This is a genomic window from Halococcus sp. PRR34 (assembly GCF_028617175.1).
In the GTDB taxonomy this organism is placed as follows: domain Archaea; phylum Halobacteriota; class Halobacteria; order Halobacteriales; family Halococcaceae; genus Halococcus; species Halococcus salifodinae.
Genome location: NZ_JAQJDA010000015.1, coordinates 1 through 21,122, shown reverse-complemented (window position 1 = coordinate 21,122; position 21,122 = coordinate 1). Strand labels below are relative to the sequence as shown.

Sequence of the window (21,122 nt, the reverse complement as noted above, 5' to 3'; positions counted from 1 at the left end):
AGAAGCGGAAGCCACACCAGCGACACCGTAAACGTCCACGAGCGGCAGCGGACTGTTAGGAACTGTCCTCACGCTTGTCTCGAACCAGACGGGTACTTGGCCGCTCTCGCTCTGGAGCGTTGGTTTTGACATCTCTCCCTACCCAAAGTCAATTACGTACGTAGTCGCTTCGTAATCGTTTGTGATGGATATACTATATTAGCGATTACGTGCGTAATCTTTTGGTAATCGCTCATATTGGAGATACATATGGACCCTCTCACAATGCGGTTGGAAGAAGAGACGATCGAGGATTTGAGCGAGGAATACGAGGAACGCGGGTTTCGCAATCGCGCGGTCTACATTCGATGGATCATCGGCCAGCGTGACGTGCTTTTCGAGGACGAGGGTGGGGGGATTGATGCTGCCGAGCGGCTGGCGGATCACGACGATCGCCTCGACGACCTGGACGACCGCCTCGGCGAGCTCGAAGAACAAGCCCGTCCCTTCTCGTGGACCTCGCGGAGCTCCGATTCATCGCCGTGATCGCTGCGTAATCGCTGCGTAATCGCTTCCGGGTGGCAACGAACGACGACCGATTACGCACGTAATCACTTGGTACTCCTACGCTGTTGCGTTCCTGTTCGCCTGCTCGACCGTGCGGGACGCTGGGGGGTCTGCTGTCGCCGCTGGCTGGCTCGTGCTGCTTCTCCCGATCTGGGGGGCCATCCGTTCACCGTTCTCCTGTGAGCGTCGTCTGTCCCGCTCTGAGAGCAACGGCGTTCCGGCTGGTGCTCTCCGGGGTCCAGCCTGCGGTGCGTAATCGCTCCGTAGTCGGGCGTAATCGCATCCATTACGCTCGTAATCGGTGCAGTCTCGGTCCGTCTTCGGCGTGCTCTCCCGCCCCGTCGACGAAGTTCCTCGCTTGCGGGACTGGCCCCCGAGCGTGCTGTCGCGGGCCGGCGAGCCGCGATCGCGCTGCGGTGCTGCCGTCGCGGTACTGTGACGAACGAGCGGCTGCTGACGAGCCGCCGCTGCTGCCGATCCGCACCGCAACCGCAACAGCAGTGGGACCCCGGCCATGCTGAAACTGCACTCGCAGTCCTGGATGTCAATCGTCGCTGTGCTGTCGCAGTCGTCGTCGGCACCGCCACCTCACCATCGGTGCAGTCACACGTAGTATCTCGCCGGCCGGACCCCCAGTTGGCAGTACCACACTGGACCCCCAGTTGGAGCTACGCTCACCCGGACCCCCAGCCTGTCGTCACTCTCCCGGACCCTCAGTTGTGCTTCGCTCAGGTGGACCCTCTTTCAGACATGACTCACACTGGACCCCCAGTTAGTCGTCGCCGGTCATCGGCAATTTTCGGCTCAGTATCTCGCCACCTGACATCCCCTGCTGGCTGTCATCGCAGTCGGACATTCACCATCTCTCTGTCACATCATACACCATATACATCCGGCAGTTCTCAGCATTCATCTCACCCTCTCACCTGCTGGTCACTCACTGGATATCCAGGACTCGCTCAGTCAGTACCACACCGCCATTCGGCCGGGCATGGCTACGGGGTTTTTGCCAGCACCGCCACCGCGGCGGCACCCGCTCACTCGGACCCCCAATCAGCTATACTCTCTAACCGGGGGAGGGGGTCCCCCCATGCGGGTGTGTCGGCGTTGCGGATTCGCGTTCTATCGAAGTCCAATCGTAGAAGTCATAGAAAACAATAGAAGTTATGCAGCCGCCGGTTCAAGCAGGGGGTGGTGACAGCAATGGAGGACTTTGAGACCATCGCTCACTCGCTCGGTGAGCCACGGCGCGGAATACTCATCGCACTCGTTGAAACGGACAAAGAAACTCTCAACACAGCGCAGTTGCGCGACCATGAATTAGTGCCACGCGGAAGTACAATCCACCATCTTGAAAGGTTGATGGACTGGGAGTTAGTCGAGGAAGCGGACCAGCGTGCCTATCATGGTCGCGGGGGGTTGGACGCCCGCATTTGGAAACTGACTGAGCGAGGAAAATCCTTCTTCACGGAGCACGTTGATGCACCAGCCAGCACGTTCGTCTCACCGGAGGAAGTAGCCGATCTCGGTGAGCGGATGAACAAGGTCGAGGACGACATGGAATCCATGAAGCGCCTCCTCGTGAAACTCGCTGTGAACACCGGGGAGGTATCGAAGGAACAGGCAGAAGAAATCCTCGCCAATTAGAGCGCACAGACAGCCGCGAAATGTGTGCGCCTACTCGAACAATTCGCCGAGTTCGTCTACAAACTCACCATCTTCATCCGCAGCCTCGTTTTCATCCGCTGGGGGGTCTGAATCGTCTCTGCTCTCTCCGTCGGCCGGCTCGTTGCGGTCCGTCTGCTCAGGATCAACAGCGCCCCCATCCGAGGCTGCTGATTCGGCTTCCGACGCTGTTGCCTCCGCCGGACTAGACGGTCCAACTGCCTGTTCCTCGCTGCCATCGCCGTGACACACTTCTAAGATCACCTCTGAGAGCGATTGGTTCTCCTCGTCTGGTCGGTAGAGTTCGAGGTCCGTTGGTGAGAGTGGTATCTTCTCGTCGTCCTCGTCGCGTTCGCGCTTCGGCACGGTGATGATGTCCCACTCGACAGCGCTTGGATCGCCCCCGTCGAACTCGTATTCGGGGATGGCCGGCGGCTTGATCGTCCGGTCGCCACCGGAGGGATAGGCGCTGGCGTCGGTGAAGATGTCTGCTGCCGTGTCGAAGCGCGCGTGCTCGGTGCCGTCGTTGTCACGGAGGATGTACTGGCCGGTCTGCTCATCGTACACCCACACGTTGTCGGACGCGCCGGGGCGGGTGATCTGCTGGCCGTCAATGCTGAGGCTGTTCGTGAACGTGTAGAAACGCTGCTCGCCCTCAACAGAATGACCATCCCGGTAACATGGTTCCTCGCCGGCCACCGTATCATAGATCGCTTCTGCGTCCCCCGGCCGGCAGATGAACAGGCACCGATGGCCCTCGTTGTGCGCTTGGACGAGGTTCGAGATCGTCTGGGAGGGTTGGGTCTGCCCCGTCGAGTGCTCGGATTCGATGAACGCATCCTGCGTCCCTGCGAGCCGATCGAGAATAGCGTGGTCGTCGCGATAGTTGTTGACCCGCGTGGCTACCCGATCGTGGTCGTCAACATCGAGATCGTCCAGGTAGAGCGCGTCGTCGAGCTTGGCGAGACCGTCGGGCATGGCTCCACCCGTCTGCGCGGGGATGTCGAAGACGAAGCCGAGTTGCGTGAACGGCACGTAGGCGTCGGCCATCTGCTCCCAGTGCTCTTTCCCGCCGTCGTTTTCCTTGTGGCCGATGTTCATGAAGCCCATATCGAGCGCCTTCACCTCGGTCTGGGCCTCCTCACCCTCCTCGATGACGTTCTCGCGGTCGTCGAGGTAGGCATCCGAGATTTCTTGGAATATCTCGCGCCACGCCTGTCCGACACTGTTGATCTCCTCACCGCCGGGGAGATACCGGCGTAGGCGGCCGAGGCAGTCCTCGACGGCGACGTACTCACCGGGATCACCTTGCCGTATCGACTCGTCGTAGACGACTTTCAGTGCGCGATTACGCACGCGCTTGTCCTCCATGTCGAGTTCGTTGGGGAGTGCAGCGTCGGCATCGATCGTGCCAGTGCCGCCGGTCGGATCGACCATCATCTCGTCTTTGATCTCGCTGGTCGAACGGACGGGCTGGCCGTAGCGTTCTTGAGATTCGGCGATCAGCGCGTCGGTCTCGGCCTCCGAGCGCACTTTCTCGTCCGGGAGTGCTTCGGCCGCTGGTGGGAACGTCTTGACCTTGTAGGAGTCGGTCTTGTCGTTCTGATCGTCGTGAGTCCGCATGTAGATGCGGTAGTCCGACAGTTCCTCGATGTCTTCGCCATCGATGTTTTTCGAGTGCTGATGGGCGATGTCTCTGGCGTCCTCGGGGTCGCCGGGGTCGAACGTGAGGAACGTCTTACAATTGCTGCGGATGGATTTCTGAATACCCGGTGGGATGCCTTTGTCGTCGTCTCTCCCTCCTGCATCGAGGTTCTGAGCGGCGAATGTGAGCGAGAGGCCGAACGCCCGTGCCTGACTCAAGATGCTGTGGATGTTCGAGTGCTCGTTGACGATCTTATCGAACTCGTCGCACACGGCAAAGAACTTCGGCGGGTCGGGTAGATCGTCGCGTTTCGTCTGGCGCTGAATCGCCAGCCAAATACGCCGGATGAGCGCCGTGGCGACGAGCCGTTTGGCGGTATCACCGCTGGCGCTATTCCGCACGACGACGATCTTCCCCTCGCGCACGATGTCGTCGATCGAGATCGTCGTCGAGGGGTGGCTGGCGACCGAGCGGATAGTGCTCGAAAAGATCCACTCCCACAGCCGCCGTGAAAGCGGTTCGAGATCGTCCTGGGAATACTCAGAGATGACGTGAGTCGCCTGCTGAATCCACTCGATACGCTCCTCGCCCATCATCTGATGGATACGCTGGCGGCCCTCCTCGTCAGCGAGCAGGAACGCCATATCGAGCATCGTCACGGTCTCGTCGGTACGCACTTGGTACTCGGCGAGACCGCGGACGACCGCGCGAGTGATCCCACTCATACGCGCTCCCCAATCACCGTTGCCGGATTGGGCCAGCAGCGCCTCGAAATCGTCTGCGAGAGCGCTCACAGCGCTATCGAAAGCGTTGCTCTCGGGGTCGGGGTCTTCGAGCGGGATTTCGAGGAAGTTGAAGCCGACCTCGTACTCGGCGTCGGCACCGATGTCGAGATATACGAGGTCGTCTTCGCGGTGGTCGGGCAGCAGTTCTACGATGTCTTTGGCGTCGTCGCCCTTGGGATCGAAGAACAGCCCGCCGTGGCCGCGCTGCATGATTTGATAGAAGAAGTTGATGAGCAGCGTGGTCTTCCCGACACCAGTCGAGCCGCCGACGAACTGGTGAACGTTCAACACGTCGGGTTCGACGCCGGCCTCGATCTCGCTTCGCATCCCGTAGCCGTACCAATAGGGCTTGATGGGATCGTCGATCGTCAGTAGCGCACGCTGGCGCGCACTGAGGGCGGCAGTCGAGCGGTCGAGGCCGGTTTCGTCCCACTCAAACCGGGGTGTACGCGGCGGAACACCCTGTCCGGCGGCAGACATCGAGTGATCGAACTGCTGGAGCGCGAGGTCGGTCGGGATTTTACAGACGCCCGTAAGCGTATCGACGGGGAACGTCATTTTGCGGTCGGTGTATTCGCGGCTCGCGGCGTGCTGGAGCACGCGATGGAGCTTCTTGCCGGAGGGGTTGACCGGGACGAACCCCTGCTGGAAGCGCGAGTCGTAGAAGTTGCGGAACATCCCGGCCGTATCCTGCACGCGCTTCTGTGCCTCGTCACGGTCGTCGCTGACGGCGATGATACGGATGCAGAGGTGGTAGCCACGCATCCCTCGCTGCTGATCGAGCAGTTGGGCAACGTCCGACCGGCTGGCTGTCGGCTCCTCGCCGCTGCCGCCCGTGAATCGGTTGCCGGTTTCCTCGTGCTCGCGGCGACGACGGCGTTCCTCGTGGCGCTGCTGACGCTCGGTCATACCGGCCTGCTGGAAGGGTTCGGCGATGGCCTTGCCGACCTCATCCCAGTTCATCGAACTGCCGGCGTCCTTGCCAGTCACCGAATCAATCGTCTGGTCGATCCCGTACCACCAGTTGTTGCGGTCCCATTTGGCGGTGGAGACGGCGGGCTTGATGACTGACTGTACGAGCACGTCACAGTCGGGGCGGTGGGCCGCGCCGACCATCTCGCGGGCGATCGAGCGGAACGGCCCGATCTCGAAGTGGTCGGGATCGAGTCGGAAGTTCCTGATCGGGCGCAAGCGCTCGAACTCGTCGCGCTGACGGAGTTGGAGCGTCGTGCCAGCGACGTGCTGGCCGGGCTGGACTTCGAGAAACGACGGATCGACTTCGCGCGTGTCGCTATCGGCGTAGTGCGATTCTACCTGCCGATCGACAAGCTCGAAGCGTTCTTCGGATTTCGTCGCAACGCGGGACTGCAAGAGTTCGGTTTCAGCGCCGTAGTGTAGCTCGAAAGCGAGCGGTTCGGACTTGTTTCGCATCCCGAGCATCCCGGTGTCGGGGTCGTGGAGCGCGGTGAGCAGCTTCATACCGCGCTCTAACCCGTTCTCGGTGTTCTTGTACGGGCGGACAGTCTGAAGCCGAGCGTCCCGTGAGCGGTCGTAGAGGTCGGTCGCAAGCGTATCGTCTACTTCGATGACCGACGGCTCGGAATCGCCGCTGAGAAACGAGGTCAGGCCCATTGGTCACCACCTCCGTCGGCCACGCCCACGTCGTCGCCTTTCAGACCGAACCACTCGGGGGCGCTCTCGGCATGGAGAGCGGCCATTGCTGCGGTGAGACGATCAGTTTTCCCGGTGCCTGTGCGCCCGGCGACGAAGCGGTGAGCGGACGATTCATCTTGTGCGAACAGGTCGTCGGACATTCGGTTGGGAGTGTCGTCAATCATGAGTTGGTTTCAGTAGGCGTGGGTTCGGTCTGGCTAGTTTCGTGGGCGATGCTGCTCCCGTCGGCGGATTCACCGCTCTCGAAGCCGGTGGTTGTATCGTCGGGACCGGCCTCGACAGGGCTGTGTGAGACGGAATCAGCCGTTTCGTCGGTGTCGGTGCCGGACTCGCCGAAAGCAACGGAAACGGTGGAGGTGCCACTGAGCGCGATGATCTCGGCGGCGACCTCTCGATAGGCTCGTTTAGCGACGTACAACACGTCGCGGTGGGCGAGACCGTAGACGCGAAGCATCGCGTAGGGCACGGCGACCGGGAGCGCGACCGCGACGACGACGGTGACGACGACCGAGAGTTGCCACGGTACCGAAGACGTCGCCGAGAGTCCGGCCGCCCCGAACAGCACGATAGCGACGAGTCCGCCGACAGCCACCATTTTGAGTTGTCTGACTCGTCGCCGGAGTGCGCGCTGTGTCTCGGCGTTCAATACGGTGTCAGCTGCGGTCATGTGGCGGGTGTTCTGACGGAGTGTTCGACTGCTCGGTGAGTGCTTCGTGCTCGGTCCGAAACGCATCGAGCATCGCGGTTTCGAGGTCGGTGATCTCGTCACCGTATTCGAGCAGGGCATACCCGCCGATCCGGCCGCCGCAGGGCGAGACGACCCCTGCGAACGTACCGTTGCAGAACACCGCCCACTGGCCCGGCTGAACTGTAATCGCATTCCAGCCGGGATAGGTGGTTTCGACCGGCGTCGAAGCATCGGGACTGGCGGCAACAAACCCCCACGTGTCGTCCGTCTCGAAGTGGTATTCCCATGCTCCGTCGTCATTCAGATGCTCGGACGTAGCGGGCGACTCAGATTCACCGAACGGGAACCCGATGGCCCCGCTGATCTGTTCGGCTAGGAGCGCGATTTCGGAGATCGCCGTGTCAGTCCCTTCGATGGTCGCGGTGTCCTCGCTTTTCCTTGGGCGGCTGGTCGTGGGTTCGGTCTCGGAATCCGCCATTAGACACTCGCCTCTCGGTGATACTGCCACGTGGCGAACTTCGTCGTGAGCTTCGAGACGACGAACAACCCAGCGAACAGTGCCGTAAGCACACCGCACAACACTGCCAACGAGATACCAAGACGATGCACGACTACCGGATGGGAACCGTACAACGTCCCATAGACCGTCACAAATGCGTAGCTGAGAATCGCCCATTTCAGCGCTCGACTACCCAACCGACGGCATGCCCACTGGTGGCGTTGCTGTCGGTCGATTCGTCGCTCGTAGGATGTGTTGGACATCTCAATCGTCACCTCCTGCCGTGCCGGCCACCGCACCCTCCGCCTGCTCGCCGACGAGACTGCTCGCGCTCTCGACGATCGTCTCGGCGCGTGCATCGCCGATTCCCTCGATGTCGGTTAGGGTGCTTTCGCTGGCGGCTGCCACGTCCTCGACCGTCTCGAAGCTGGCTTCCCGGAGCACGTCGGCGCGGTCGCTCCCGACCTCCTGAATGTCCGTCAGAGCAGGGTGGGCTGGTTCGTCGTCGGTGCTCTCGGACGGTTGCTCGGCTGCATCAGCGCTCTCATCGGCGTCGGAGCTATCCGAAGGCTGCGGTTCCTCGGGCGGCTGTCCGTCGCTCTCGGCGTCTTCTTCGCGCTTGTCCGTTGCCTCTGGCGATTCAACGATCGATTTGGACCGACCGAGCGGTTCGGCAGCCTGTCGACGGAGGAACGCGGCTTTGGTCACGTCAAGGCCTTCGACCTCTGCGAGCGCTGCGTTGTCGGCTGCGAAAAACTCCTCGACGCTCTCGTAGCCGGCTGCTCGAAGGTCGCCGGCCATCCGGGCGGTGATGATGCCGTGGATGTCGGTCAACTCTGGGTCCTCGACGGCTTCGCTCGCGTCTTGGTCGCCGTTGCCCCCGACGACATCGCTCACCGAGTCTTTCAGCCGGCTGGCGATCCCGCCTGATTCCTGGCCGTCGTCCGATTCATCGATCTCCGGTTCGCTGGCTTCATCCTCGGCGTCGGTGCTCTCGCTTGGGGAGTGAGCTCTATCGGCACCGTCGCCGGGCACGGTATCAACGTCGGAAACGTCGGTCGTGACCGTGCGGCCGTCGGCGAGTTCGGTTTCTGACTGGCCTTCGTCGCTCTCGGTGGGCATCGACCACGACCACTCGGTGACATCGCGGCCCGTGCGGTCGGTGTAGCCATCGAGATAGGCGAGCGGGTCCGATCCGTGATCGGTCGGATCGAACTGATTCATGGAAAATTCTCGGGGATTGAGCTTGTCCGAGAAGTTCACGTCCAGCCGATAGCTCCCTTTCTTCTGCGTTTGGAGAAGTGCCTGAGCGGTCGGGTCGCCAGTCGAAGCGTCATCGATATACTGCCGTTCGGATTCGCTCATATCGAACTCACCGGCCCAGTCCTCGTCCATCTCTTCGAGGTAGTGCCAGATTTTGACCGACATGAGGTTCGTCAACGTGCTCGCGGTCTCGGTCAACTGCTGGCCGCTGCCGTCGTCGCTCTCGGTGAAGAACTCCTCGACCGATTGGGTGGCCGTAATCATCGAGAGATCCGAATGCCGGGAGTGTCGGTAGCCCTGTTTCAGCGTCTCCAGCGACGACGAGTTGTGTAGCATATAGTGAAACTCGTCCATCGCGAGCGCCACCGGCTCGTCCACCTTCTTGGCCTGTTCGAGCACTGCTGTGAGCAGCGGCCCCATCATCAGGCCGGCGGTGGTCTCGGACTCGTAGTTCTGCAAGTCGAGATACAGCACGTCGATGTTCTGGAGGTCGATGTCGGTAGATTTCGAGAGGTGGGCGAACTCGCCGTCCTCCTTCAACGCGCCGATGTCGTTCTGGTAGATGTCGTTGGCAGTCTTTTGGAGCTCGTCTTTCGAGAGGTCAACGTCATCGAGTTCGTTTTCGACGTGTTTCTCGGGGTTGCGAATCATCTCCAAGAAGATCGGGAACACGTCGTCGGCGAACGTCGGACTCTTGTTCTCGTGGGTTTCGGGGTTGCTGGTGATGCCACGTCCCCGGTACGCCTTCTGAATGGCCTTCCGCCACGTCCCCTGCTTGTCCTCGAAGGGGATGCCCAGATAGTCGTAGAAGCTCCGCACGAAGTCCATCGCCCGCCGGATCGCGTTGCGATAGGGTGCTTCCTCGCCGATCTCTGCGAGCTTTTCAGCCGACGTTTCCTCGATCTGGAGCGGGTTGATTCCGGTATCCGACCCGATCACCACGCGATCGCCGTCGAACAGCCACGTGAAGCCGGCAAACTCCTCTTTCGGGTCGATGATGACCACGGGCATGTCGGAGTGTTTCATTTTCAGTCGGGAGAGCAGCCGCGTGACCGTCGTGGTCTTCCCGCTGCCGATAGTGCCCCAGACACCGACGTTGAAGCCCGTCTCGCGGTTCTGGAGATCGAGTACGATAGGGTCACCCGTGTCCTCGTTGATGCCGAGTTCGATCCCGCCGGGTTCGATGAGATTGCGAGCAGTCCACGGAATGAGCCGTGAGAGACCGTCGCCGGTCATCTTGGTCTTGCCACCCATGAAGTCCTTACACGCGGGCGCGGCGGTCTGATAACCGAGTTGGGAGTGGTATTTCAGCGGCTTCGCATCAGCGGACACGTCCTGCATCCGCGAGCGGATCTGTTTGATCGCCGTATCGAGCGTGTCCGGGTCCGGCGCTCGGACTTCGATGTACGTGTGAGAGGTGTAGAGGCCGTATTCCGACGTCGATACCGTGTTCTGGGTGCGCTTCACATCGGCGTACTCCTCGGCGGCCTCCTCAACGAAGTAATCGGGTATCCACTTGTTTTTCGCGAGATTCTTGACTCGTCCTTTGAGCGAATCGGCCGCTCCCGCGAGATTCCGGTCGGCTTCGCGCTCGTCTTCTCCAGTGAGGTGTGTCGAAAGCGTTACATCTACCTTGGGCATCGAGAACGACACGATGCGGTCAAAGAAGCCGTGGGCGGGGATCGCGGGCCAGTCGCGGATTTCGAGCGTCTGAGTGTAGTATTCTCCGTCGATCTCGCCGTACTCGCCCTTTATCTCATCACCGTCGGTATGGCGCTTGTACGTATCGGGCGCGAGAGCGGTTTTGTACCGCCATGAGAGTTCTTCGTCGTCGGCTGCGAGGCCCACGAGTGCGTCTTCGTTCAACTCGTCTGCTGGCTGGTCGTCGGACGTGTTGGCTGCGTTGCTCATGAAGAATCACCTCGCTGGTCGCTGTCGTTCTGTTTGCGCTGTTCTGGTTCGCTCTCGCTGGCTCCGCCGTCGGTGGCGTGAACACTCGTTGGCGATGCTGACGGGGATGAACCAGCACGATCGCGGTTGGTGATGTGCTGGTAGCTCACGTCGTGCTCGGGGTCGCCAACTTCCTCGTCGCCCGGAACTGGCGAGCCGCGAATTGTCTGCGTGAACTCCTCGTGAGCGCGGACGTTCGTTCCGCGGTAGTAGTCCGCGATGACCTCCGAGAACTCCTCGGACGGCAGGGTAATAGGCGTGAGACCGTCGATACGGCGTAGCTCTCGTTCGAGGTCGTCGGCACGGCGTTCGAGCTTGTCGATCAGCGTGGCGACGTGTTCCTCGGAGCCGGACTGCTGGTAGAGGCGGTATTGCTCGACGAACCACCGGAAGCCGGGAACGCTGCCGAGACCGCCGGCTTCCGACGAGCGATCAATGACGGCCTCGCCGGGGGCAACGCTGACGATGATGTAGTGCTCACGAATGCGCTTGGTGTCCTCGTAGAGGTTGATTCCAGCAGCGCGCTCGTTGGCGATGTCGGCGAGAATCTGCTGACGGATCGCGTCAACAGCTTCTTCTTCACCTTCGGCGCTCATGAGCCGGTCTGCCTGCGATTGGTAGTTGCGAGCGCGGTCTTTCCACTCCGAGCGTCGGCGCTCGAAGTTCGCGACGCGGGTCGGCGAAATCCACTGAGCGGCATAGTCCACGGTGCCTTCGAGGGCGTTGGCGACAGCTCTCTCAGCCTTCGCTTTGGCGTCGGTCGATTCCAGGCGGAGCGGGATTGCCCGGATGCGGATGCCGGCGATGAGCGTGCCGTCGTCAAGCTCGATGGCGTACTCGCCGCGGAACGGTTTCTTGTGTGGAACGAGTTCCTGCGTCGGCTTGTAGTCGCCAGCACCGATGATCGGCCAGTCGCGGACGAGTGGGAGGCGTGCGAACCGGCCGAGCAGTGAGTCGTTTGTCGGCTGTTCGAGTCGGCTTTCCTCGGGTGCTGAATCGTGAATCATCTCTTGTTGGTGAGCGTGTCGGGAAACGATCGCCTCGAAGTAATCGCGGGCGGACATATCGCCCGGCGATGCCACGGTGGCGAGAATACCGAGACCGGCGAGCAGGAACGTCGCGATGAATCCGTAGAGTTGGTTCTGGCCGGTGAGATAGCTCGACGACACCCGGAACATGACCATCGCCGGGATGAGCATGAAGAACAGCCAAATCTTCGAATAGCCCCAAATCGTGGGGTTCTCCGAATAGTCAGCGAGGATCTCGCGCTCGCTGTCGTCATCGCTAACGGTCTCGTGGATGTCGTTGATGAGTTCGCGTGGGTTCTGTCTCATGATTGGCTGGCGAGTTTTTCATCCATCGTCATCCGCTGGGGATGGTCCTCGAAGTACGATTCCTTCATCGCCGAGGGGTTCATCGGGTCCTGATGCTCGGCCTGTTCGAGATCGCGGACTTGCCCGGCGGTCGTCGCCGATTCTCTTGTGGGGTCGATACTCTCGACCTGCTCGGAGGAGAGTTCGCCCGAACTCGGGATGCCCGATCTACCACCGTCGGTACTGACCTCGACGGCCTGTTCGGTGCGGCTGCCGGGGGTGGTATCGCCGGTCGCGGTGGCGGTGCTCGCCGAATCCCTACTCCATCCGAGCTTGTCTTTGGCCGTGCTGGCGCGATCTGCGGCACCAACAGCGGCGGATTTCCCGACACTAGCGGCTTTGCCCGGAATTTGCAGGAACGTGTACGTCGTGATCGTCGGGATGCTCACTGCGAAGAGGAACAACGCGACCAGAACGAGCATCGAGACGACACCGCTGCTCGTCGTGAGACTGACGATGGCTGCGGCTTTCAGCAGTATCGCCATCGGAATCACCATCGTCAGGACGTTTACATACTGCCAGAGCACGACGCTGGCGAAGCTTTTGAGCCGCTGCCACGGTGAGACGTACAGCAACAACAGCAGCACCGGGAAGATATACGGGAAGAAATACTGGAGAGCGACCCGGCGCAGGCCGAGTTCGACACCCAGACTAAACACGCTCGCCAGTATCCCGCCCGCGCCGACGAAGTACGCGCCGACGGCTCCGGCGCTGAGTTTCGTGATATTAGTAGCAAGAGACTCCATTGCCTGCTCAGACGGCCGAAGCCACACTGTGATGTCGTTGACCATCCCGTGCATGAGCGTGACTATCGCCCATGCCGATACGTACAGGAACAGAAACGAGGCGAACTTGATGATGAGATCGAGCCCGCGAAACCGCGACATGAGCGGGTTCACGACCAGCGAGATACCGATCAACAGCACTGCCGTTCCCAGCAGGATGTTCAACACCGGATAGAGCTTGCCTTGAAGCAACTGCTCATAGAGCGGCTGGAACGGTTCGTTGGTCGGCGTTCCGAGAACTCCCTGCCAGCCATCGTTCTGTGGGACGGCGGTCGAGAACGCGAGACCGTAGACCTTGTTGAGGATACTGCCAGCACCCTCACGCATCGTATTGGCGAATGACTCGATCTTCGCGTCCAGCATCCCCGGAATGTCGATGTTGATGTCGGGGAGTGGATCGTGCTTCTCTCGCTCACCGACGTACTCCATGACGATCTGGCGGCGCTGCTCTTTCAGTTCGGTACTCCCGAGATTGCCCGCGCCGCTGGCGTTTGCGAACAGGGTTTCGAGGGTGGTGAAGTTCGAGTTGACCTGCTGTTGACTGAGGTTGCCCTGCGTGATCGATAGCAGGATGTCGTTCGCCCGCGATTTGTTCTCTTTCGAGAGTTGGGTGTAGCCGAGATTTTTCGACGTGAACTCGCTGATGATGCGGTTGACCGACTCGTTCGACGTGGGGCCTCCCGCACTTCCGTTCCCGGCTGTTCCGTTCCCGGCCGATCCGTTGTCGGCCGATCCGTTCGTGCTGTTCCCGCCACCGCCTCCGCCACCAGCGCCGCCGTTGTTCGCCGCGGCGACCGGCGCGGGGAACGGCCCGCCACCGGACGCTTGATCGACGTTGTTGATGACGTACTGCGGACGTTCCTTGATGGTGTCTCTGAGGCGAGTGTCCGATAGCTGACTATCGACGTTCTGCTTGAACGCGCGCGCGAGAATGTCAACCATCTCTAGGTTCTTCCGGGCCGCCTCCTGAGCAGCGCCGTTACTACTCATCCCCATCACCTCATCGATCCAGTTGCGGAACTCCTGTTTCGTGATGGAATCGCCGTTTCCAGCCTGTGCGCTGCCGTTCTGCTGTTGGGCGGCGACGGGTGGTGCAGCGATGGCTCCGGCTATCGAACTCACTAATAGAGCAGCAACGAGTGTGATGGTGACTGTGCGACCGAATCTCCCGTCCTGATCGGTTGAAAATGGTGAAACGTGCATGATCGGGGGCGAAAGCGCCGCTAGGTTACCCGCTACTGTTGCCGCCACCGCCGCCGGTACACTGGGCGTCCAGGCTCACGGCGTCGGTGCTCTGATCAGCGAGGTCAACCAGCGCCGGGCCGAGGACGAGGAAGAGCACGCCGACGATGACGCTGCCGACGAGGGCGTTGCCCCAACTGTTCGTCCCGCGCATGGGGATCATTTTGAGCACGCCAGCGACGATCACCATCGAGACGATGATCGTTCCCGCACCCTGCGTGATGAGCGAGTGAATCCGGCTCAGAAACGACAGTGGTCCACTCCCACAACTGACCTCCTGAGCGGCTGCGGGACCGACGAACGTCATCATCAAGCCCACGGAGAGTAGCGACATCCGCCGCTTGCGGGTGCTCGTCGCTTTCTCGCCGAGGCGTTCGAGACCGACAAACGACCAACTGGCGAGCACTGCCGGGACTGGAGCCTTCCGATAGGCTCCCTGCTTGAGCGATGCGACTCGGTTCTGAACGTCGGCGATGGTAACTGACATAGGTGATTTCGGGCACCATCTCATGTGTGATGCCGATGTCACCTCTCACCCCTACATAAAGAAAAAAATAGAGCGATATGTCTTTGGGACAGAAAATGAGTATGATATTTCAAATATAGATATAAGTTAAGCAGTATTTCCTTTCCCAAAGACAGGACGCTCTATTTACTCCTTTATTCAGCAGCGAGCGGGGGTATGGGCGAGACTGACCCCTCAACTGGAACTGACATCACACCGCTGGCCGAAGAACAAGCCATCGGCGAGATATTCCAAGATCCTTCTCCTGCACAAGAGGCGTTGCTTTCCGTATTCAACCTCCAAGAATCGCACATCCGCGCGTATATCGCGGTGGTCGAACACCCCGGCAGTAAGATCGACCGCATCGCTGAGGTCGTTGATCGTCACCGCCGGTATGTTGCGAAATCGCTTCGCGCGTTGCATGATGCCGGTCTCGTCACCCGTGAAGAACGGACGTTCGAGACGGGCGGCCGCGGCCTCGTCTACTCGCCGCTGCCACCCGAAGAGGTGCAATCCCGCTTCCAGAACGAACTCCGAGACTGGCTGACTGAAGCAGAGACTGAAATCAGCAAGATCGACCGGCGTATCGAGATCGGCACCGACTCGCTGTACTGCGCTCACAGGAACGAGAACGGGAACCGGGACTGAGCATGAACAGACAAGGCCATACTGGCATGACTCTGCTGGCGTTCGCGCCGCTCGCCTATCTGTTGGCGAGCGATGGAAAGCTCCTGCTCGCCGGAGTGTGCTGGCTCGGGATTCAGGCGGTCGAACCGGTGCCCGACCGCGACTTTCAGATGCCCGGATTGAGCCATCGGGGACTGAGCCATTCGCTGCTGGCCGTCGTCGTCGTTGGCGGGGTGCTCGGGGCGACCGGCTGGCTCCTCGGTGGGTACGGTTTCGACCTGCTGTATAGCCTGCTCACAACGCTCGTGGGGGTCTGGGACTGGCTGTTGAGTTTTCTCCCGGAGCTTTCGACGGCGTTCCTCACAGGTCTCATTCCGAACCTTCCGCCGGGCGAGATCGTCACGACGCTCCAGCAGCAGGCCGGCGGAAACGTGAGCCGATGGTCGTTCGCCCTGTTCGGAGTCACGATTGGGGCCTACGGCGTGCTCGCGCACCTGCTCGGTGACGTGATTACCGTTCGGGGGGTCAAACCGTTCCTGCCGGTCTCGAACTGGCGGCTCTCTTTGAGCTCGCTGCGGGCGGATAGTCCGACGGCGAACTCCGCGCTGTTCGGTGCGGGGATGGTCGCTATCGCGCTCGTGGTCGTTGCGACCGTTCCGGGTGCGTTTCTCGGTGGACCGGCGACCCTCTCGCCGGCCGGTGTGGCTGACGCCCAGAGTACGAACCAAACTGCAACCCCGCAAGCGAACGCGACGAACACGACCAACGCGACGAACGCGAGCGGGAGTACGACGGTCTCGCTAGCGAATCAGACGATCAACGGCTCGACGATCACGGTCGAGTCGGTCACGCTGTCGGAACCCGGCTTCGTCGTACTCGATAGCACCGGGCCGGGCGAAGAAAGCGTGCTCGAAGAGAGTACGATCGCGGTCTCTAAGCGCCTCGACGCGGGCACCCATCAGAACGTCTCGCTGCGCGTCAATCAGAGTCCGCCGGGCGGGGTCGCTAATCAGACGACACTCAACAGCACCGGGACCTACGAGGCGGTGCTGTATCGGGACAGCAACAACAACAGCCGGTTCGAGTTCATCACCTCCGGGCGGGCCACTGACCGGCCGTTTGTTAACGAATCAGGCTCTACCGCTCGCCTCGTTGCGGACAGCGGTTCCATCACCATTTGCGGGTCGCGCGAAGATCCGAACGCGACACCCACGCCGACCGCGAGCATCCGATTTCCCGATCAGCGCACGGATGGCGTCGAAGTAACCATCCGATCGGTGACGGTCCCACAAGGCGGGTTCGTCGTCGTTCACAACCAGAGCTACCTTCGTGGCGGCGATCCGACCCAAACCTCGGTTGGGTACTCGCAGTATCTTTCGGCTGGAACCCACCGGAACGTCTCACTCACGCTGTTACAGCCTGTCCAGCGCGATCAAACATTCGTTGCCATCCCCTCTCGGGACACGGACGGCAACAGAAGCTACGATTACGTCCGTACGGACGGATTCCAGGACGTTGGCTACACCGACGGCGGGGAGGTCGTCACCGACACGGCGAGCGTGACGATCACCGGCTCGGCGTCCACCTCCGAGGCGGTATCGAGCGCCACGCCGTCGGACACGACCACCGAGAGCACTACTGTCGTAACGAGCCAGCCCGGAACGAGCGCGGCTGACTCCAACAGCGGCGGCGGTGTCGGCGCGTGGATTGCCTCGCACCCGCTCGGAGTGGTTGCCATCGTTCTGGCGGTGATCGTCGTGATACCGTCGCTCTGGAGGCGACTGTAATTGTGAGCGAGACCGTCGAAATGTCACGACGGACGTTCATGACGGGTGCGGCCGCCGTCGCGCTCTCCGCGAGCGCTGGTGCTCAAACGGCGAGCGCGGGACCGAGCCGAGAATTGCTTGGGGAGGATCAAACAGTGGGAAGCCGCTTCGACAGGCACGGCTCGCCCTCACGCGCAGCCGAACGCACGTGGGCCGAGGCTGAATACACGCACTACCAGCAGCGGATGGGTGACGGGCCGGCTCAGCAAGCCGGTGCCGGCGGCAACACCAGCGGTGGCTCGGGATCGGGATCACCCACGTCGCCGAGCTTCGACCGCGTGCTCGATGCGGTGAAAGACGTTGGCTGTGACCCTTCGGGCGGGAGGCCGATCCACAAGGACATAGATGGATCGGCGATGCAGGACGGGACACTCATCGTATTTCCACCGGGGAAATACCTGCTCTCGGGGCAGTTTCAGGCGAGCGTCGACGGGACGTTCGGAATGGTCGGCGCTGGCTACAAGCAGGCCAGTAGCCCGCCGAAGCCCGGCAAGAATGCTGCTATGTTCGTTGCGGCGGGCGGTTCACGCACGCGCATCAACTTCCGGACGACGACCGGGTTGTTCGCGAACTTCGTGATGGATCAGCGAAGCTCGAAGAGCAGCACGGGCATCGTGATCGGATCAAGCGGGTTCGTCCAAGGCCGTGACATCCGGTTCATCGGCGTACAGGACAACACTGGCGAAGGAGTATCAGATAGTCTCCAGATTCCACCGTGCTCGCTCCAGTCCGATGAGGGAGCGACCGTGCGCGCCGAGCGGGTCGTCGGTCGGTATATCGGTTTACCGGGCGATAAAAATTCAGGTGGAGCGCCGATGTTCTGGGTCGGTTCGGGCAACAGTGGCACCGCTCAAATTGGCCATTGCATCTCACAAGGAGCGGCCGACAACGGCGTGTACGGCGGGCGAACACCCGGTAACGTCCAGATCAAAGGCGGCCAGTGGGTCAACAACGAGGTGAGCCAACTGCGGTTTTCCGGCACTGGGAGTTGGGCTGACGGCGTGACGCTCGTCATCGACAAGGATCGCTACAAAGGCCCGACGAGTGGTGGCGGATTCAATGAAGTGTTCTCGACGAACGGGGTGAAAATCGAGCGTGGCGACAACGGCTATGCGAAAGCCGGCGGGGCCGTTCTACGGAACGCCGACATCCGTGTTGGCTCGGTTGGGAGCAAGGGGATCGGTGCGCCGGTCCTCGTCCGCGGGAGTGGCGGCGCGCTGAAAATCGAGAACTGCCGGATCGTCAACAATCTCGATCAGCCATCGGTCCGTGCTGAGGGTCCCGGTACTGGATACAGCGGGCACGCGTCACCACCGCCGCACAACGTCACAATCGCTCATTCGGTCTTCAGCGGGGCACAGACGGATACAATCGTGCAGGTCAGCGGCCGGGAGAACTCGTTAATCAGGGAGACGTGCTTCAAGGTTCCCGGTTCCTCGCCGGAGAGCGTCAGCGGCATGAAGATCGGGAGCGGTGTCGGCTTCGGGAAGCAATGTACGGCCGGAGGGCTGAAAGCCCCACAGAAGGTCGGCAGCAGTGGAAACCTGAGTTCGCTGCCTGCTCCGAGTTACAACAGCACTGCTGGGACTGTGGGTGCTGGCGGGCGGAGCGAACAAGGATTGCTAAAGAAGATTATCGGCGTAGCGGTCGGCGGGTTCTTCCTGATATTGTTCCTGTTCCTCGGGACGATTGCACTGATCGTCGTGGGGGTGCTGGCCGTCTTCGGGGCGCTCACCGCGCTTCTCGGCGGCGATTGAGGTGATTATATATCTACCCACAATCAGAGCGAAATCAAACTGACCCATGACAAACCGATCCTCGACGAACCGACGACAGTTCCTCACGGCGGGCACGACGGTCGGATTCGCGCTGTTGGCCGGCTGCGGGAGTAGCACTGGGGAGAACAATAGCACGAACGCAACACCGACGAGCACGCCGATCTCGACCACGAGCGGTCCCGCACGGTTCGCTCGCGCAGCGCTCACCGGACCCTCGAAGGTCACGCTCGGCAAGCCGTTCCGACTCACGCTTGACGTGACGAACGTCGGCGGCGAGACCGGCACGCTCAGTACGAACATCCGGGTCTCGGACGGCCGAAGCACCCTAGACAGGCCGGTCGAACAGACGATCAAGCCCGGTGAGCGCGTGAAAATACAGACTGACCCGATTCGATTCGACATTGCCGACAGCTACACGTTCAACGTCGGGATTTCGGAGGTGAGCCACACTGTCACCGTCCAGCCGAAAACCGCCGCCTTCGGAACGACGTTCGACCTCTCGGATTCGCTCAAGGCGACGGTCAAGAGCATCGACTTCCACCCGGCGCTTCTCTACTCGCCTTCGAGCAGCCAACAGACGTTCCTCCAGAAAGCGTCCTCGAACCGACTGCTCGCCGTCATTCGTGTCGATCTCGAACACGTCGGCTCGCAATCGGCCTCACTCGACGGCGAGTTTCAGCTGAAAAACGGCGAGTTGCGACAGACACTTGGGACCAATACACCTCTGAGCGCGGCGAAGATCGAGGGAAAACCCCTGACCAACCTTCAACTCTCGCCGGGCCAACAGCGCTCGGGCTGGTTGCTCGGGGAGATACCACGCTCGAAGGCCCGCAAAGCGGTCACGGTGATCTACCAGCGAGACACGTCCAAGACTCCGCCGGAGATCGAATGGACCAACACACCACAGCAGGGCACGCGCGATCTCCCGCAATTCGCCATCGAGAGCTTACAGCTACCGAAGACTGCGATGCAGGGGCAGGATGCTACGGCGAACATCACGGTCTCGAATAAAGCCAATTCGACGCGGACGTTCCGAGGACTGGTTGAATCGCGTATCGGGAATAGCGGAAACTGGGGTGGGGTCGCACCGATCACCGCGCGGGTGCCGCCCGGCCAGAGCGTCCAGCAGAACGTTACTATCAACAGTTCCTCAAACGGCTCGGTGTCGTATCGACTCGCGCCGTTCAACCGGACGAAAACCGTCGAGTACGTCCCGCCGACGTTCGCGTTCGGGGAGAGCTATACCACTACCGAGAACGTCAGGATCACGCTGAGTGACTTCCAAGCGGCTGATTCCGTCGCGATCGAGAACAACTACCCAGACAGCAACGATCAGGTGTCACCGCCGACTGGCAAGCGCTTCGTGCTGGTGAACGTCGAAGCAACCGCTGTCGGACAGTCGGAAGGAGTGCCGTTCGCAGATGGATTCGCGGTGCGAAGCGCCTCGAAGATGTTTGAGCAGGCCAGCGGAGTGAATCAGAGCCTTGTTACTCCGGTCGAAGGCGACCTATACAGCGGTGTCTACGATCCCGATGAGGGCGAAACGTTCTCAGGCTATCTCGTTTTCAGCGTGCCTCAGCAGGTGTCGCTCGGGGAGTTGACCGTCAAGTGGACGAGTACGGACGACTCGACGGGTGGAATCAGCGAGAGCGCCCGCTGGACGAAAGGCGGATCTCGCTCTCGATAGCGCACCTCCAGAACACGATTTCTTCGCGGAACTACTACGGGAGTGGGGGACTATCCGACGCCGAAGGGCACGTTTCCGCCGTGCGCTTCGATGAAGTCCACTGCATCCGCCACACTCGTCAGGCGAATGTTGTCCCGGCTCCCGCCGTAGGGTTCAATCGGGGACTGTGGGTCGCGGATCATGTCGCGAATGAGTTCTTCGGCCCGTCCGCGGTCATGCGTGGCGACCCAGCCCTTCGCGGTGTCAACTGTCACTTTGTTGCTGCCAGTGATGGGTTCGCGGACCATCTTCGTGACAATTTTCAACTGAACTTCTTCGTCGGTCGCCATCTTGTCCCCGTTTCTGGGTAATTTCTATGCTCACTTATACCCTTCCAATTGTTTGGACATCGAGGCGCACAGCAGCGGAAGGCTTAAACCAGAGGATCGGATACATGCATGTATGAGCCAGACCGAAACGGCGGACGAGGCGTTCGCCGAGGGGACCATGTTCGTGGATGTCCTCGGAGACGAAACCAAGGTCCGCATCCTCGAAGTGCTCATCAGCGAAGCCGACCGCGACCTCAACACGGCGGCCATCTGCGA

Annotated in this window: 15 protein-coding genes; 6 read left to right on the top strand and 9 right to left on the bottom strand. The window is 61.1% G+C overall.

Annotation, left to right across the window (positions count from 1 at the left end):
- Positions 1-249: 249 nt before the first annotated feature.
- Together PHA81_RS15400 and PHA81_RS15395 are read left to right on the top strand one after the other, a co-directional pair.
- Positions 250-525, top strand: a complete 276-nt coding sequence (locus PHA81_RS15400; protein WP_273837469.1) for a hypothetical protein — start codon at positions 250-252, stop codon at positions 523-525.
- A gap of 1,224 nt (positions 526-1,749) precedes the next feature.
- On the top strand, positions 1,750-2,193 hold the full coding sequence (locus PHA81_RS15395) for a transcriptional regulator (RefSeq protein ID WP_273837468.1): 444 nt from the start codon (positions 1,750-1,752) through the stop codon (positions 2,191-2,193).
- Positions 2,194-2,223: 30 nt separating this feature from the next.
- On the opposite strand, the gene PHA81_RS15390 is transcribed toward PHA81_RS15395, so the two are convergent.
- From PHA81_RS15390 to PHA81_RS15355, 8 genes are all read right to left on the bottom strand, one after another.
- Complete coding sequence (locus PHA81_RS15390) at positions 2,224-6,273, bottom strand: hypothetical protein (RefSeq protein WP_273837467.1); 4,050 nt, start codon at positions 6,271-6,273, stop codon at positions 2,224-2,226.
- Complete coding sequence (locus tag PHA81_RS15385) at positions 6,264-6,479, bottom strand: hypothetical protein (RefSeq protein ID WP_273837466.1); 216 nt, start codon at positions 6,477-6,479, stop codon at positions 6,264-6,266. The genes PHA81_RS15390 and PHA81_RS15385 overlap by 10 nt, the downstream gene beginning before the upstream one ends.
- Complete coding sequence (locus tag PHA81_RS15380; RefSeq protein WP_273837465.1) at positions 6,476-6,982, bottom strand: hypothetical protein; 507 nt, start codon at positions 6,980-6,982, stop codon at positions 6,476-6,478. The genes PHA81_RS15385 and PHA81_RS15380 overlap by 4 nt, the downstream gene beginning before the upstream one ends.
- Entirely contained in the window at positions 6,969-7,481 is a 513-nt protein-coding gene (locus PHA81_RS15375) for a hypothetical protein (protein WP_273837464.1), read from the bottom strand. Before PHA81_RS15375 ends, PHA81_RS15380 begins: the two co-directional genes overlap by 14 nt.
- Positions 7,482-7,766: 285 nt before the next feature.
- Positions 7,767-10,676 carry a helix-hairpin-helix domain-containing protein gene (locus PHA81_RS15370; RefSeq protein ID WP_273837463.1) on the bottom strand — a complete coding sequence of 970 codons (2,910 nt, stop codon included), beginning with the start codon at positions 10,674-10,676 and terminating at the stop codon, positions 7,767-7,769.
- Complete coding sequence (locus tag PHA81_RS15365) at positions 10,673-12,049, bottom strand: hypothetical protein (RefSeq protein ID WP_273837462.1); 1,377 nt, start codon at positions 12,047-12,049, stop codon at positions 10,673-10,675. Before PHA81_RS15365 ends, PHA81_RS15370 begins: the two co-directional genes overlap by 4 nt.
- Complete coding sequence (locus tag PHA81_RS15360) at positions 12,046-13,995, bottom strand: hypothetical protein (RefSeq protein WP_273837461.1); 1,950 nt, start codon at positions 13,993-13,995, stop codon at positions 12,046-12,048. Before PHA81_RS15360 ends, PHA81_RS15365 begins: the two co-directional genes overlap by 4 nt.
- Positions 13,996-14,101: 106 nt before the next feature.
- Positions 14,102-14,602, bottom strand: a complete 501-nt coding sequence (locus PHA81_RS15355; protein ID WP_273837460.1) for a hypothetical protein — start codon at positions 14,600-14,602, stop codon at positions 14,102-14,104.
- 195 nt (positions 14,603-14,797) lie between these two features.
- Between PHA81_RS15355 and PHA81_RS15350 the strand changes: the two genes are divergently transcribed.
- Genes PHA81_RS15350 through PHA81_RS15335 form a run of 4 tightly spaced genes read left to right on the top strand, consistent with a single transcriptional unit; the run spans position 14,798 to position 20,538 of the window.
- The gene (locus PHA81_RS15350) at positions 14,798-15,268 is read left to right on the top strand and encodes a helix-turn-helix domain-containing protein (protein ID WP_273837459.1); all 471 of its coding nucleotides are present in this window, start codon (positions 14,798-14,800) and stop codon (positions 15,266-15,268) included.
- A gap of 2 nt (positions 15,269-15,270) precedes the next feature.
- A complete protein-coding gene (locus PHA81_RS15345; RefSeq protein ID WP_273837458.1) occupies positions 15,271-17,034 on the top strand; it encodes a metal-dependent hydrolase in 1,764 nt (587 codons plus the stop codon).
- A gap of 2 nt (positions 17,035-17,036) precedes the next feature.
- The gene (locus tag PHA81_RS15340) at positions 17,037-18,830 is read left to right on the top strand and encodes a hypothetical protein (RefSeq protein ID WP_273837457.1); all 1,794 of its coding nucleotides are present in this window, start codon (positions 17,037-17,039) and stop codon (positions 18,828-18,830) included.
- Between the two features lie 46 nt (positions 18,831-18,876).
- The gene (locus PHA81_RS15335) at positions 18,877-20,538 is read left to right on the top strand and encodes a hypothetical protein (RefSeq protein WP_273837456.1); all 1,662 of its coding nucleotides are present in this window, start codon (positions 18,877-18,879) and stop codon (positions 20,536-20,538) included.
- Between the two features lie 50 nt (positions 20,539-20,588).
- On the opposite strand, the gene PHA81_RS15330 is transcribed toward PHA81_RS15335, so the two are convergent.
- Positions 20,589-20,867, bottom strand: coding sequence for a hypothetical protein (locus PHA81_RS15330; protein WP_273837455.1), 279 nt, complete (start codon positions 20,865-20,867; stop codon positions 20,589-20,591).
- Between the last annotated feature and the right edge of the window lie 255 nt (positions 20,868-21,122).

Excerpts from the sequence above, each read along its gene's own strand:
- PHA81_RS15400 (WP_273837469.1), top strand. The coding sequence starts at position 250 with ATGGACCCTCTCACAATGCGGTTGGAAGAAGAGACGATCGAGGATTTG.
- PHA81_RS15395 (WP_273837468.1), top strand. The coding sequence starts at position 1,750 with ATGGAGGACTTTGAGACCATCGCTCACTCGCTCGGTGAGCCACGGCGC.
- PHA81_RS15390 (WP_273837467.1), bottom strand. The coding sequence starts at position 6,273 with ATGGGCCTGACCTCGTTTCTCAGCGGCGATTCCGAGCCGTCGGTCATC.
- PHA81_RS15385 (WP_273837466.1), bottom strand. The coding sequence starts at position 6,479 with ATGATTGACGACACTCCCAACCGAATGTCCGACGACCTGTTCGCACAA.
- PHA81_RS15380 (WP_273837465.1), bottom strand. The coding sequence starts at position 6,982 with ATGACCGCAGCTGACACCGTATTGAACGCCGAGACACAGCGCGCACTC.
- PHA81_RS15375 (WP_273837464.1), bottom strand. The coding sequence starts at position 7,481 with ATGGCGGATTCCGAGACCGAACCCACGACCAGCCGCCCAAGGAAAAGC.
- PHA81_RS15370 (WP_273837463.1), bottom strand. The coding sequence starts at position 10,676 with ATGAGCAACGCAGCCAACACGTCCGACGACCAGCCAGCAGACGAGTTG.
- PHA81_RS15365 (WP_273837462.1), bottom strand. The coding sequence starts at position 12,049 with ATGAGACAGAACCCACGCGAACTCATCAACGACATCCACGAGACCGTT.
- PHA81_RS15355 (WP_273837460.1), bottom strand. The coding sequence starts at position 14,602 with ATGTCAGTTACCATCGCCGACGTTCAGAACCGAGTCGCATCGCTCAAG.
- PHA81_RS15350 (WP_273837459.1), top strand. The coding sequence starts at position 14,798 with ATGGGCGAGACTGACCCCTCAACTGGAACTGACATCACACCGCTGGCC.
- PHA81_RS15345 (WP_273837458.1), top strand. The coding sequence starts at position 15,271 with ATGAACAGACAAGGCCATACTGGCATGACTCTGCTGGCGTTCGCGCCG.
- PHA81_RS15335 (WP_273837456.1), top strand. The coding sequence starts at position 18,877 with ATGACAAACCGATCCTCGACGAACCGACGACAGTTCCTCACGGCGGGC.
- PHA81_RS15330 (WP_273837455.1), bottom strand. The coding sequence starts at position 20,867 with ATGGCGACCGACGAAGAAGTTCAGTTGAAAATTGTCACGAAGATGGTC.